General features: G+C 49.0%; 15 protein-coding genes. 1 reads left to right on the forward strand and 14 read right to left on the reverse strand.

The window, feature by feature from the left end; all coding sequences use genetic code 11:
• Positions 1–56 precede the first annotated feature (56 nt).
• Complete coding sequence (locus KNQ12_RS02665) at positions 57–944, forward strand: YitT family protein (protein ID WP_023468627.1); 888 nt, start codon at positions 57–59, stop codon at positions 942–944.
• Between the two features lie 43 nt (positions 945–987).
• Here the strand turns inward: KNQ12_RS02665 and KNQ12_RS02670 are convergent, their stop codons facing one another.
• The 14 genes from KNQ12_RS02670 to KNQ12_RS02735 all read right to left on the reverse strand — a co-directional run bounded on the left by KNQ12_RS02670 (position 988) and on the right by KNQ12_RS02735 (position 12,888).
• A complete protein-coding gene (locus KNQ12_RS02670; RefSeq protein ID WP_023468628.1) occupies positions 988–1,668 on the reverse strand; it encodes a zinc metallopeptidase in 681 nt (226 codons plus the stop codon).
• A 45-nt stretch (positions 1,669–1,713) separates the two neighbouring features.
• Positions 1,714–2,316, reverse strand: a complete 603-nt coding sequence (locus tag KNQ12_RS02675) for a DUF1405 domain-containing protein (RefSeq protein ID WP_023468629.1) — start codon at positions 2,314–2,316, stop codon at positions 1,714–1,716.
• A 54-nt stretch (positions 2,317–2,370) separates the two neighbouring features.
• Positions 2,371–3,162: a menaquinol-cytochrome c reductase cytochrome b/c subunit gene (locus tag KNQ12_RS02680; RefSeq protein WP_023468630.1), complete on the reverse strand. Its 792-nt coding sequence runs from the start codon at positions 3,160–3,162 to the stop codon at positions 2,371–2,373.
• A 40-nt stretch (positions 3,163–3,202) separates the two neighbouring features.
• Entirely contained in the window at positions 3,203–3,874 is a 672-nt protein-coding gene (qcrB, locus tag KNQ12_RS02685) for a menaquinol-cytochrome c reductase cytochrome b subunit (protein ID WP_012370658.1), read from the reverse strand.
• A gap of 3 nt (positions 3,875–3,877) precedes the next feature.
• Positions 3,878–4,384, reverse strand: a complete 507-nt coding sequence (locus KNQ12_RS02690; protein ID WP_023468631.1) for a ubiquinol-cytochrome c reductase iron-sulfur subunit — start codon at positions 4,382–4,384, stop codon at positions 3,878–3,880.
• A 104-nt stretch (positions 4,385–4,488) separates the two neighbouring features.
• Complete coding sequence (locus KNQ12_RS02695; RefSeq protein ID WP_023468632.1) at positions 4,489–4,929, reverse strand: DUF2487 family protein; 441 nt, start codon at positions 4,927–4,929, stop codon at positions 4,489–4,491.
• Between the two features lie 181 nt (positions 4,930–5,110).
• Entirely contained in the window at positions 5,111–5,641 is a 531-nt protein-coding gene (locus KNQ12_RS02700) for a ReoY family proteolytic degradation factor (RefSeq protein WP_023468633.1), read from the reverse strand.
• A gap of 28 nt (positions 5,642–5,669) precedes the next feature.
• The gene (locus KNQ12_RS02705; protein WP_251055700.1) at positions 5,670–6,956 is read right to left on the reverse strand and encodes a tetratricopeptide repeat protein; all 1,287 of its coding nucleotides are present in this window, start codon (positions 6,954–6,956) and stop codon (positions 5,670–5,672) included.
• A gap of 11 nt (positions 6,957–6,967) precedes the next feature.
• Complete coding sequence (gene aroA, locus KNQ12_RS02710; RefSeq protein ID WP_214746246.1) at positions 6,968–8,224, reverse strand: 3-phosphoshikimate 1-carboxyvinyltransferase; 1,257 nt, start codon at positions 8,222–8,224, stop codon at positions 6,968–6,970.
• A complete protein-coding gene (gene aroB / locus KNQ12_RS02715; protein WP_023468636.1) occupies positions 8,215–9,276 on the reverse strand; it encodes a 3-dehydroquinate synthase in 1,062 nt (353 codons plus the stop codon). The genes aroA and aroB overlap by 10 nt, the downstream gene beginning before the upstream one ends.
• The gene (gene aroC / locus KNQ12_RS02720; protein ID WP_035396818.1) at positions 9,273–10,427 is read right to left on the reverse strand and encodes a chorismate synthase; all 1,155 of its coding nucleotides are present in this window, start codon (positions 10,425–10,427) and stop codon (positions 9,273–9,275) included. Before aroC ends, aroB begins: the two co-directional genes overlap by 4 nt.
• Before the next feature lie 19 nt (positions 10,428–10,446).
• Positions 10,447–11,223 (reverse strand): CheR family methyltransferase, encoded by a 777-nt coding sequence (locus KNQ12_RS02725; protein WP_023468638.1) that lies wholly within the window; start codon positions 11,221–11,223, stop codon positions 10,447–10,449.
• 192 nt (positions 11,224–11,415) lie between these two features.
• The gene (gene ndk, locus KNQ12_RS02730) at positions 11,416–11,832 is read right to left on the reverse strand and encodes a nucleoside-diphosphate kinase (RefSeq protein WP_023468639.1); all 417 of its coding nucleotides are present in this window, start codon (positions 11,830–11,832) and stop codon (positions 11,416–11,418) included.
• A 93-nt stretch (positions 11,833–11,925) separates the two neighbouring features.
• Positions 11,926–12,888: a polyprenyl synthetase family protein gene (locus tag KNQ12_RS02735; RefSeq protein WP_214746249.1), complete on the reverse strand. Its 963-nt coding sequence runs from the start codon at positions 12,886–12,888 to the stop codon at positions 11,926–11,928.

The following is a 12,888-nucleotide window of genomic DNA, read 5'->3' on the forward strand; positions in this document are numbered from 1 at the left end:
TCCGACCGTGCCGTTACCCTAGAGAAAGAGTCTTGATTTGAAAGGAGCATACGGAAATGGCACCTCCATTCCAATTTCCGATTCGGATCCAGAACATTTTCTGGATTTTGATCGGATCATTCATCTTTGCTTTTGGTATTTATCATTTTAACGTTCAAAATGAGTTAGCAGAAGGCGGTTTTACTGGGATTACCTTGATCTTAAAAGGACTGTTCGGATGGTCTCCATCGATCACGAACTTAGTGTTGAATGTCCCACTTTTTTTCGTCAGTTATAAGATTCTTGGTCGGACGACCTTCGTCTATACGTTGATCGGTACATTCAGTTTTTCCTTCTGGTATGGATTGATTGCCAAGTATTCACCACTCGTCATCGACCTGCGCGACGATATGGTGCTTGCTGCGCTCTTTGCCGGTGTCTTCATCGGCGTTGGTCTTGGCATCATCTTCAACAACGGTGGTACGACAGGTGGCGTCGATATCATCGCGCGTTTGACGAAGCGCTACTTCGGTTGGTCGATCGGTCGAACGTTCTTAGTCTTTGATTTCTTCGTCATCGTCGCATCCTTGACGTATCTCGATTATAAGCAGGCAATGTATACGTTACTTGCCGTCTACGTCGGTGCCCGCGTCATCGATTGGATGCAAGAGGGCACGTATGCCGGTAAAGCAGCGATGATCATCAGTGATCACCGGACAGAAATTGCCGACGGTATTCATGCGACGATGAACCGCGGCACGACCCGTCTTATCGCGAAAGGCGGTTACTCCGGACGGGATCTCGAAGTATTGTACGTCGTCGTCGCTCGCAATGAAATCAATCGCTTGAAGACGCTCGTTAAAAGTGTCGACCAGCACGCCTTCATCACGTTGCATGATGTCTATGAAGTAACAGGAGAAGGATTCACGTTCGATGAAAATCGAGTCCCAATCAAAGAAACGTAAAAAAAACACGGATCGCTCAAACGAGCAATCCGTGTTTTTCGTTTTAGTCATCACTTGACGGGTTGAAGACGAGCAGTGCGAGACGAAGGAACTCGGCGACAGCAACGAGTGTTGCTGCGACGTAAGTCCAAGCCGCTGCGTTTAAGACACGACGTGAACCACGTTCTTCTTCGGCATCAATGATTCCGTGTTCCGTCAACTGCGCCATCGCTCGATTCGAGGCGTCAAACTCGACCGGTAACGTGACGAGTTGGAAGATAACGGCACCGAGCATCAAGACGACACCAAGCATCGCAAGACCACTGAAACCGGCAAATAGACCAATCAACAACAGTGGGAACGATAAGTTCGATGTGATTGACGCGACAGGTGCGATCCGGTGACGGACACGCATCATATTGTAATCCGTCGCATCTTGAATGACGTGGCCGATTTCGTGTGCTGCGATCGAAACGGCTGAGACCGTCGAACCGTAATAGACGTCTTCCGACAAACGAACGACTTTGTTCGTTGGGTCATAATGGTCGGACATCGTTCCACCGATTGGCTCGAGACGGACGTTCGTGATCCCGTTCTGCTTCATGATGAAGTCTGCGACCTGCGCTCCCGTCACCCCACTCTGAATCGGAACATCTTGATATTTTTTATAGGTGCTCCGCACCCGCATCTGAGCCCAGATCGGGACGATGATGATGATCGCGAGATAGATCAAATAGTTTGCCACGAGACATCGTTCCTTTCTTTTTTTGATTATAGGTCTATTTTATGTTCAAGTGATCTTATTGTCAATTGAATCGCGCGCAACAAGCAGATATCCCATCAAAAGACATAATCCGGTCAACCAGAAGGAGCCATAGCCGATCCACTGGATATGCTCCGCAAGCGCTGGGTAACGCGGCCACTGACCGAGGACGTAATCCACGACATCGTTATGAATGACCCAGATGGCGACGAGGACGAGTTCCTTGACGCGAAACGTCATCAGCGGACTGTATAACAACGCCTGGAACGCCATCGCTCCGTGCGATACCATCAACATCAGTGCCATTGCTGTTAAGAACGAATCCCCCGTTCCAAGTTGATTTAACATCAAGGCGTTCATGACGACTGCCCAGACCCCATATTTGATCAATGTCACGAACGCGAGCGCTTCAAACAGTCGGGAACGTCGTCCGAAAATCCAAAGAAAGACGATAATCGTAAAGAAGAGGGATGCTGTCGGGCTATCTGGAATGAACGGATAGTAATACCACTTCGATGTCGCAAGTTGTGGTTCATACCAGTAGTAACCGTATAAAGTACCTGCTAAGTTGATCAATCCGACAATCCAGAGTACGGCTTTATGTCGGAGTAATGTCAAAATACCTTGCAATCGTTTCACCTCATCATCGACAAAAGCCGGAGGATTGCTCCCCCGGCTTTTGGCTTATTTATTGTTTTCGCCGCCTTCACCGTATGAAGCGATGAATTTCGCGAGTTCTTTACGATCCGCGTCTGATCCTTTGTACTGACCAGCAGGCATCGAACCGACACCTTTATCTGCGATTTCATAAATCTCTTCTTCTGTCTTCTTCGTACCAACGAGTGCCGGAGCTGCTGCTCCACCCTCGAGGTTCTTACCATGACAGTTGACACATGACTGGTTCGAATAAATTTCGTATCCTTTTGCCGATGTATCAATTTTTGGTCCTTCGTTCATCGTCAACTCACCTTGTTTATGGATTGTATCCCAGTGAGTCGTTTGAACAGATTCCCATGTCAAGAAGACGATTGAGACGACTGCGAGAAGCATCATGCTGACTGCGATCGGACGTTTCGCAGGACGACGTTCAAGACCTTGGTCGAGCCATGGCGCGACGAGAAGTGCTGTGAACGCAAGACCTGGGAGGATGACCGTTCCCATCAAGATGTACGGACCTGCAGCGAATTGGTATTTCAAGAGCTGATAGAGGAATAGGAAGTACCAGTCCGGAAGCGGAATGTACGACGTATTCGTCGGATCGGCAATGTTTTGAAGTGGTGCTGCTTCTACGATTGTCAATGTCATGAAGCCGATCAAGAAGACCGCTCCAACCATCCATTCGCGAAGTAAGAAGTTTGGCCAGAACGCTTCCGTTCGACCTGGATATTCCGAATAATCTTTCGACTTGTTCGGCATCCGGTTGTTGATCGACACCCGTGAATCGGTGACGAATTTCATTCCTTTACCACGATGCATCGTGTTCTCCCCCTTTTTTGTTGTCTAGATGATAGTCGGTTTAAAGTGGTCCAGAGATCCCTTGTTTACGGATCATCATGAAGTGGGCCCCGAGCAAGACGAACAATGCTGCAGGAAGGAAGAAGACGTGAATCGCAAAGAATCGAGCGATTGTACTTGCGCCGACGATTTCTCCACCCGCAAGGAGGGTCTTCGCGATACCACCGATGACCGGAATACTTTCAGCAATCTGAATCGTAACTTTTGTCGCGAACAATGCTTTCATGTCCCAAGGCAATAGGTATCCTGTCAGACCGAGAGCTAAGACGACGAAGAACAAGAGAACTCCGACGACCCAGTTCAATTCACGTGGTTTCTTGTATGAACCAGTGAAGAAGACACGTAATGTATGTAGGAACAACATTACGATAACGACCGACGCACCCCAGTGGTGCATACCACGAACGATTTGTCCGTGTGCGACTTCATTTTGAAGATAGTAGACGGACGCGTGTGCGTTGATGATGTCCGGTACATAATACATCGTCAAGAACATCCCCGAAAGAATCTGGATGACGATCGTAAAGAACGTCAATCCGCCAAAACAATAAACGAAAGCTGAAAAGTTATGTGCCGGGTTGACGTGCTCCGGTACTTCATGGTCGGCGATATCTCGCCAGAGCGGCGTAATGTCAACGCGCTCATCAATCCAATCATAGATTTTTTGCATCATCGCTTACGCACCTCTTTCGACTGGTTTACCAAGGTAGAGGAAACCATCTTTCTGCTGCATTTCATAACCATCGAGTGGTTTCGTCGGAGGCGTTCCTGGAACGTTGACGCCATCTTTCGTGTACCGACCGAAGTGACATGGGCAATAGAATTGCTCCGGGTGCGTCGGATCTGAACCGAAGCTGACTTGGCAACCTAAGTGTTTACAAATTGGTGAGAGGGCTAAAATTTCTCCCTTATCATCTTTGAACACCCAAGCTGACAACGTTTCTTCGAACTCATACCATGCATCTTGCGTTTGTTTCTTGAAGTCGACCCGTTTTGGTTCTGTCGTGATATCCGACAACTTCATTACTTTTACTTTATCGCCTGCTCCTGATTTCTTCAGGACTGGATCAACTGCGAAGTTGACCATCGGCATGACCATCGTCGCCGCCATGAAACCGCCGACGCCTGTCAATGTATACGTCAAGAACTGACGACGTGTTACGTTAGACCCGTTTTGAGCCATCTCGATCCCCCCTTGTGATGTACGCTGTGCCCCAAGACGACAGTACTTCACACAAATTTCTCACATGGTAATAGTATCTTAATAAAATCATTGCGTCAACCGCTTCATAGCGCGGTCCAACGGTTTCCTAACTGTTCGAGAACTTGTCCTACGAAATTCCCGACCATCTGACCTTGTTGGTCACGACTCATCGTCTCAAGAGCTAGACGTGGCACGTAGATAATCTCTTCGGCGGCAGTCTCCTTCCACCTTAAATCAGCAGTGATGAAGGTGATGAAACGGAATTGCCCGGAAGCAGCCGCTTGACGCCATCCTTCCAACTGTTCGATCGACGGTGCATCGATATAGGTCAGAGCAGGAACGAGCAACGCCCGTCCGGATAGCTGGCGTTCGACTTCGGACGCCACCGTCAATGTCATGTCTGCGCATTCCGCGTAAGCATGCATCGCCTCATCGAAACCGACCGGAAGCAAAGGCACGATCAGCGTATCGATGTACGCTTGCTCGCTTCGTGTCCGCTGTACGTCGGATGGTTTGAAACGCAAGTCATTTCCCCCTTTCTTCGTACTTACAATTCGTCACATTTAATGTATCATATCCGCATTTCCTCCTACTCTCTTAATGTGAACGTTTTATGAAATTCCACTCTATTTTTCTTCATATTTTGCACAAATCTTCACATACGAAAGGACCCTACCGCCTGCACTGGGCAATAGAGTCCTTCTGTTAAGGAAGTTGACTTCGAACGAGCCGTAACTGTTCGGAAAGAGAGTGGAATCGATGTTGATCGCGTGCATCCAGCGCTTCATCAATCAAGCGGACTAAACGTTCTTCTTCCTGCCGATTGACCGTGACCGCGATGAAATGTGTCGCTTCATCCGCTAAGCGCGGTTCAACAGCAACTTCTGGGCGAAACGGATTTTCCTCGAGTAAAGACAAATACTCGTCATCCATCATCATACCTTGGAAGTTCAACTCGATATAGATATCTTCCGATGTCAGGCGAATATCATGATACGCTTTTTCTGGATCTAGCGTCGTGACATTCCCTTTTTTGAAGAGAAATGGTTCCGCATCGAATCCGTATGTCGTCATGATGATTGCCTTCGGAGCGAAGGTCGCATTTTGAACGAAGTGTACCTGCTCAAGTTTTGCCTCATTGCGCAACCAATAATCGATGATCCATTTCGCTTCCCGTCGCTTTAACGTGTAATAGGTCAAGATGCGGCGTAAGAATCGCTGCTTTCTCTCTATCATCTCAATCCTACTCCCTTCTCCCGTGAAGTCATCCATCCATTCGTTCAACATAGTCGACGAGTTCGTTATCTTCTGGTGTCAACATAGCAGCGCGACGGAGAAGACGTTGTCCCTCTTCACGCCGTCCTTCCTCGACGAGTGCGAATCCATACTCTTTCAAGAAGAGCGCATCTTCGGTGAATGCACCTTCGACTATCGCATAATTCTCCATCGCTTGCGTGTATTCCTCTAAGGCATACAAAGCGCGTGCCCGGTACCATGTCAGAATCGGAGCAGTGACGTGTTCTTCGATGGCAGAGATCGTCTCGATCATCGCTTCGTGGTCCTCGTCTTCAGCAAGCAACGACAGCAAGCGTTCCGCTGCGACGATCGATTCCGGATTCAAGGCAAGCGCCTCACGCAGCGCTTGGACGCTTCCAGCGCGATCGCCGAGTTTTAGAAGGAACAAGGCTTCCATCGTCCGCAACTCATCATTGTAATCGTCGCGCTCCATTCCCTGTTTGATGACGTTCAGCGCTTCTTTTGTCAAACCAAGTTCGGCTTGGCTTTCCGCGTATGGTACGTACGCCGACGTATAGTCCGGATCCTGTGCAATCAATTGCTGGAATGTCTCGACCGCTTTTTGGTGTTGACCTACACGGTGAGCCGTCATCGCAAGACCAAACAGTGTATGCAAGTCGGAGCGTTCTGCGACAGCACGTTCGTACAGTGGAATCGCATCTTCAAATTGTCCTGTCATCGCGAGTGATTCCGCGTAAAGGGCATCGAGCGGCAATTCAGCACGTAACTCTGGTCGCTCCGCGATTTCGGCGAAAAACGGTACCGCCTGATCAAACGCACCGAGCGTCATGTAGAGCTCAGCCAAACCGTATGCCAGTAACGGTTCGTCCGGTGCAAGGTTACGCGCTTCCTTCAGTTTCGCTAACGCTACTTCGTCAAGACCTTGCGACTGATAGAGGTCAGCGAGTAATACGAGAGAACGTGGACCATATTCCATGTCCGTTGTGTCGACCTGCTCGAGGACGGAGATCGCTTCTTCTTCGCGATCCAAATCGATATAACACTCTGCTAGTAACAAGGCGACTCCCGCATTACCCGCATATTCGACGTAAAGTGGCGCCAAGAGATCGACCGCCCGGTCAGACAATCCGAGTTCGATATAGAGATCGGCTACGGCGAGGCGGTCCTCATCCGTTCCTGTCTTTTCGAGTTTTTCTAATGCTGCTAACGCTTCTGAGGTGTGACCGTGTTCCAATTCTTCGATGATGCCATTCAATAGTTGTTCATTCAAGGCAAACGCCCCACTTTCTGTCATCCGCCTCTTGCTTACTCAGATTGGTCGGATTGAAGTTTCTTTAAATCATCATAGAACGTTGGGTAGCTGACTTCAACTACTTCGCGTCCATGAACCATAATTTCTGGATTGATCGTCGCCGCAATCGTCAACATCATCGCAAGCCGGTGATCACCTGCACTGTCGACTTCCGCTGCTTGCAGAGGTGTCGGTCCTTCGATGATCATGCCGTCATCCGTTGCCTCGATATTCGCTCCAAGACGCTGTAATGCCGTCACGACGGTCTCGATCCGATCCGTTTCCTTGACACGAAGCTCTTGTGCATCGCGAATGATTGTTCGTCCTTCTGCTTGCGTCGCAAGCAAAGCGAGTAGCGGGATCTCATCAATCAAGGATGGAATCTGGTCACCTTCGACCGTGATTGCTTGTAACGATGTCGTCTCGACGGTCACATCTGCCGTCTCCTCTCCACCGTCTTCTGAGCGATGATTGATTTCGACACTTGCACCCATCTGGCGTAACGTCTGTAAAAAACCAATCCGTGTCGGATTCATCAAGACGTGGGTCGTCGTGATGCGACTATCCTGCCCGATCGCTGCCGCCGTCCACCAAAACGCTGCTGACGATGTATCCCCTGGAATGTCGAGTGACGTTGCTTGTAAGCGTACAGGACCTTGAACACGAATGTGCCGACCATCCTCATGTTCAACGATTGCTACGTCAACGCCGAACTGCGGCAACATCCGTTCCGTATGGTCGCGTGACAGGATCGGCTCGATGACCGTCGTCTCACCCGTCGCATGCAGACCTGCGAGCAACACGGCGCTTTTCACTTGTGCACTTGCGACTGGTAACGTATACGTCGTTCCGACAAGCGGCGTTCCTGTAATGTGAAGCGGCGCCGTCTCACCTGTGATGTTCGCTCCGAACAACGCAAGCGGTTCCGTGATCCGTTTCATCGGACGTCTACGTAAGGAAGCGTCGCCATCGAGCGCGTACGTCGCTTGACCGCCTGCTAGGATACCGCTCAAGAGACGAATCGTTGTCCCCGAGTTTCCGCAATCAATTGTCGCTTCTTGGAACGTATCCGTTCCGGTAATCCGAATTTCCTCTGGTGTTCGATCGATTTGTGCACCAAGCGCCTGCATCGCTTCTAGTGAAGCAAGACAATCGGCCCCTTCAAGTGCGTTTCTGACACGTGTCGTTCCCTCGGCGATTCCGCCGAACAGGAAAGCGCGGTGCGTCATTGATTTATCGCCTGGTACTTGTACTGTTCCTCTTAAGCCCATTCTAGACACCTCACTGTTTGATTGAATGCTTGGCGCAATCGTTCTTCGCTAATCGCTTCTAAAATGAAGCGCCCTTCTTTTTCAAGGACGAATCGAATCATTGCTTGGTGGTTCTTCTTGTCGCGACGCATCAGTTCAAGATAGGTCTTAAACGATTGTCGATTCGGTAATTCCGTTCCAAGACGGTGGAGCAATTGCCCGAGCTGCTTCGCCTGTCCGTCATTTCCTTCCAAGAACTTGACGAAGACAAGTCCGATCCCTACTGCCTCGCCATGCGCAAGACCAGGACTCGCATATTCAACGGCATGACCGAATGTATGTCCATAATTCAAGAACGCACGCATCCCTTGCTCCGTCTCATCTTGTTCGACGATATCCCGTTTCACATTTATCCCCCGTGCGAGCCAGTCTTCTAAGTCGAGTCCTTTGACTGCATCCAGCGAAATATCGAGTAACGAATCCGCAAATGATGGTCGCGCAAGGAACCCATGCTTGACTAACTCAAAGAAGCCACTTCGCCATTCCCGGTCTGGTAATGTCTGAAGGAGCGTTAAATCATATACGACACCACTTGGCTGATAAAATGCACCGACTAAGTTTTTACCGAGGGAGAGGTTGAGACCAACCTTTCCACCAACACTTGAATCATGCGCTAACAGTGTCGTCGGAATTTGAAGGAACGGGATGCCGCGCAAAAAGGTTGCCGCGACGAATCCCGCTAAATCACCAATCATTCCACCACCGAACGCAAGGATCAGGCTATGACGTGTCATCCCGTACCGAACCCCTTCTTCGAGTAGAGCGCCATAGACGGCAAGCGACTTACTGTTCTCCCCTGGCGCAACAGTGCTGATATGAACATCGATCGACGGCGATACATCCGCTAATGCAGCCTGCAATCGATCCATCTGCAAGTGATGTACTGTTTCATCCGTGATGACCCAAATGCGGTCCGCCTCGTTCAGCGCGGAAAGATGCGATAACCGGGCTAATGCCCCATTTCCGATAAGTACTGGATATGACGTGTTCAACCGGATATCAAATTCGATCAAAACGTCCGGACCTCCTCTTTGTAAGCAGCGACGGCAGCCTGAAGGCGATCGAGTGTCGATGTCCCGAACATTTCAAGGATAGCGACCGCAATCTCAAACGCGACGACGGCTTCTAGAACAACCGATGCGGCCGGAACGGCACAGGCATCACTTCGTTCGATTTGTGCCGTGAATGCTTCCTTCGTCTCGATATCGACTGATTGTAGTGGACGATAGAGCGTCGGAATCGGCTTCATCGCAATTTGGACGCGAATCGGCATGCCTGTCGACATTCCACCTTCGATTCCGCCTAGATGGTTCGTCCGCCGATGATAGCCGGATGCATCATGAACGATTTCATCTTGGACGGTACTCCCCTTGCGACGACCAAGTTCATACCCGTCACCAAAACCGACTGATTTCATCGCATTGACGCTAATGACAGCTTGCGCAATTCGGCTGTCGAGCTTTAGATCGTTTTGTGTAAAGGACCCAACGCCTGGCATCATGCCTGTCACGACGACTTCGATTTCACCGCCGAGTGTATCCCCTTCTTTTTTGGCCGCATCGATTTCCTCCATCATCCGTTGTCCTGCTTGTTCGTCAGCACATCGAACGGGTGAAGCATCAATCGTTTCCTGATGTTCCACAGGATCCTTCCACGGTGCATCGATTCCACCAATCGACCGTACGTGCGAGAACACTTCAATCCCGAGTTCATTCAGTAATTGTTTAGCGAAGGCGCCGACTGCAACACGTGCTGCCGTCTCACGAGCGGAAGAACGTTCTAGTACATCGCGTAAATCGCGATGACCGTACTTCAATCCACCAACGAGATCCGCATGTCCGGGACGTGGACGCGTCAACGTCCGCGGGCGCTCCAACTGTTCTTCGAGTGGTTCCGCTTGCATGACTTGTGTCCAGTGCGTATGATCCTTATTCTCGATGAACAAACTGATCGGCGATCCCGTCGTGTATCCATGACGGATCCCGCCACGTGCATCGATTTGATCCTGTTCGATTTGCATGCGTCGTCCGCGTCCGTATCCACCTTGGCGACGTGTCATTTCACGCTGGATGGCTTCGAAATCAATCGTGAGTCCTGCTGGCATCCCATCGATGATGACGGTCAACCCTTTTCCGTGTGATTCTCCTGCTGTCATGTAACGCATTCGCTTCATCCCTTCCTGTTCAACCGATTTTTTCGTAAAAGAAGCTTTGTTTCATCTTTAATCCAAACCGTTCGGGTTGAAAAATTTGTTCCGTTCCACCAACGAATAGGATTCCGCCTGGTTTTAAGGCCTCGACGAACGAACGATAGACGTGTGCTTTTGCTTCTTCTGTAAAATAAATCAGTACGTTGCGGCAGATGATTAAATCAAACCCCGTATCGTACCGGTCTCCTAACAGATTATGTTTACTGAAACGAACGAGTCGTTTGATTTCTGGAACGACTTCGAACGTTTGCTCTTGCTCGATGAAGTATTTCTTTTTACGCGCTTCGACGACTTCATTCAATGCAGAAGCTCCGTATCGACCAAGCTTGGCTTTTTCAAGGACGAGTTCATCCAAATCCGTTGCTTGAATCGTAAAGGCGGATGGATCGAGCCGTTCACTTAAAATCATCGCAAGGGAGTATGGTTCTTCTCCGGTCGAACAAGCTGCGCTCCACGTCCGGATTCGTCCATGTGCTCGCGACTCTAGGATCGGTAAGATATCTTGTTCCAATTGTTGCCAACGAATCGGATTACGGAAAAATTCACTGACATTGATCGTCATTCGATCTAAAAACTCGTCGTATAACGATGTGTCCTTATCCATTGCCTGCATATAAGAAGCAAATGTACTATATCCTTTTTTGTCACGTAACGCCGTCAATCGCCGTTTCATCTGTGCTTCTTTATACTGACCGAGATCAATCCCTGATTTGGTCTTGAATCGTTGAATAAAAAGTTCATAATCTTCCAATTGGCACACCTCGCTCACTATCGATATCGAATGGTCATCTCCATGACCGGTTCAACTTATTTTCTATAGTAGCATAAAGCTATAGGCATTCCAAAAAGCAATTCGACAATTGGGTCATTCCGTTTTACAAGAACACGACAAAAGGGATTCGATCAAATCGAATCCCTTCCCCGTTGTCTTTCTATTCATGAATTACGCGTTGACTGGCTGTCCTTGAAACCAGAGGGCAAGCTCACGCTCCGCACTCTCGACACTATCTGAACCATGGATGACGTTCTCACTCATCGTGTTCGCGAAATCACCACGGATCGTTCCAGGTGCTGCTTCAAGTGGTTTTGTTTTCCCGATCATCAAACGCGAGACGGCAACGACGTCTGCACCCTCGACACGAAGTGCAACGACAGGACCTGATGTGAGGAAAGTGACCAACTCTCCAAAGAACGGTTTCTCCGCATGCTCTTCGTAATGTGCTTTTGCTAACTCTTCAGTGACGTTCATCATTTTCATTTCACGAATGATGAATCCTTTGCGTTCGATCCGTCCAATGATTTCCCCAATCAATCCACGTTCTACGCCATCTGGTTTGACCATCAAAAATGTCTGTTCCATCTCTAGTTCCCCCTATGAAATGCTTTTAGAAAAGCGCTTACATAGTCAGTTTACTGGCTTTTAAGAAGAACAGCAAGAAATTTTTGACAATCTTCAACCTTTTCGTTTTCCAACGTAGCGCGCGACTTCTTCAAGCGATCGCTTCGCAGAGGATTTAGGTAATGCTTCGAGACGTTTGATGGCACGATGGATGTAATGATCGACTGTTTGTTGCGTTCGTTCGAGAGCACCCGAAGTTTGAAGAAACGACAATAAAGGTGCGACTTCTTCATGTGTTGGCATACTCTCGATTTTTGAAAGACGTTCATAAAAGACAGCATCTTCTGCACCATAAAAGACAGGTAATGTTTTGTGTCCATGACGCAAATCCTCTGCTACGGGCTTACCAAGTTCTGTGCGATTCGCTGTGAAATCAAGCAAATCGTCAGCAATTTGAAACGCAAGTCCGATATCTCGTCCAAACAACCGTAACGCTTTCGTATCGGCTGCAGAACAGTTCGCAACAATGGCACCTAGGTGACAACTCGCTTCGATGAGAATGGCTGTTTTTCGTTCGATCCGTTTGATGTAGCGTTTAATCGACTGTTCCCAATCATATTGGTCATAGATTTGTTCAATCTCACCTTCGCAAATTTCACGCATCGTATGGACCATCACTTGGACAAGTTCCGGTTTTCCGACTTCACCAATCAATCGAATCGCCTCTCCAAACAGATAGTTCCCGGAATACAGTGCGACTTCTTCATCAAAGTATTGCATGACAGTCGGTTTCCCTCGTCGTAGTTCCGCGTCATCAATGACATCGTCATGAACGAGTGATGCCATATGGACGAGCTCAAGACTGGCCGCCACACGAATCAGCTCATCCCGATCTGCTTCACCGAATTTAGACGCTAACAATACGAATGCCGGTCGAATCCGTTTTCCACCAGCCTTCAACAGTTGCTTTCCTGCCGCATCGATCGTTGGTTCCTCAGAAGCGATATGACTGATCAGAAAACGATCGACTAAATTAACTTCCTTCGTGACATCACGGTATATGGAATGCAGTGACAT

Source organism: Exiguobacterium sp. s11, assembly GCF_018619015.1.
GTDB classification, from domain to species: Bacteria; Bacillota; Bacilli; order Exiguobacteriales; family Exiguobacteriaceae; genus Exiguobacterium_A; species Exiguobacterium_A indicum.

What these genes read in the sequence shown, in the direction of transcription:
- qcrB (WP_012370658.1), bottom strand. Translation starts at nt 3,874, where the DNA reads ATGATGCAAAAAATCTATGATTGGATTGATGAGCGCGTTGACATTACG.
- KNQ12_RS02735 (WP_214746249.1), bottom strand. Translation starts at nt 12,888, where the DNA reads ATGTCACTGCATTCCATATACCGTGATGTCACGAAGGAAGTTAATTTA.
- KNQ12_RS02705 (WP_251055700.1), bottom strand. Translation starts at nt 6,956, where the DNA reads ATGACAGAAAGTGGGGCGTTTGCCTTGAATGAACAACTATTGAATGGC.
- KNQ12_RS02680 (WP_023468630.1), bottom strand. Translation starts at nt 3,162, where the DNA reads ATGCATCGTGGTAAAGGAATGAAATTCGTCACCGATTCACGGGTGTCG.
- ndk (WP_023468639.1), bottom strand. Translation starts at nt 11,832, where the DNA reads ATGGAACAGACATTTTTGATGGTCAAACCAGATGGCGTAGAACGTGGA.
- KNQ12_RS02700 (WP_023468633.1), bottom strand. Translation starts at nt 5,641, where the DNA reads ATGATAGAGAGAAAGCAGCGATTCTTACGCCGCATCTTGACCTATTAC.
- KNQ12_RS02665 (WP_023468627.1), top strand. Translation starts at nt 57, where the DNA reads ATGGCACCTCCATTCCAATTTCCGATTCGGATCCAGAACATTTTCTGG.
- aroC (WP_035396818.1), bottom strand. Translation starts at nt 10,427, where the DNA reads ATGCGTTACATGACAGCAGGAGAATCACACGGAAAAGGGTTGACCGTC.
- KNQ12_RS02690 (WP_023468631.1), bottom strand. Translation starts at nt 4,384, where the DNA reads ATGGCTCAAAACGGGTCTAACGTAACACGTCGTCAGTTCTTGACGTAT.
- aroA (WP_214746246.1), bottom strand. Translation starts at nt 8,224, where the DNA reads ATGGGCTTAAGAGGAACAGTACAAGTACCAGGCGATAAATCAATGACG.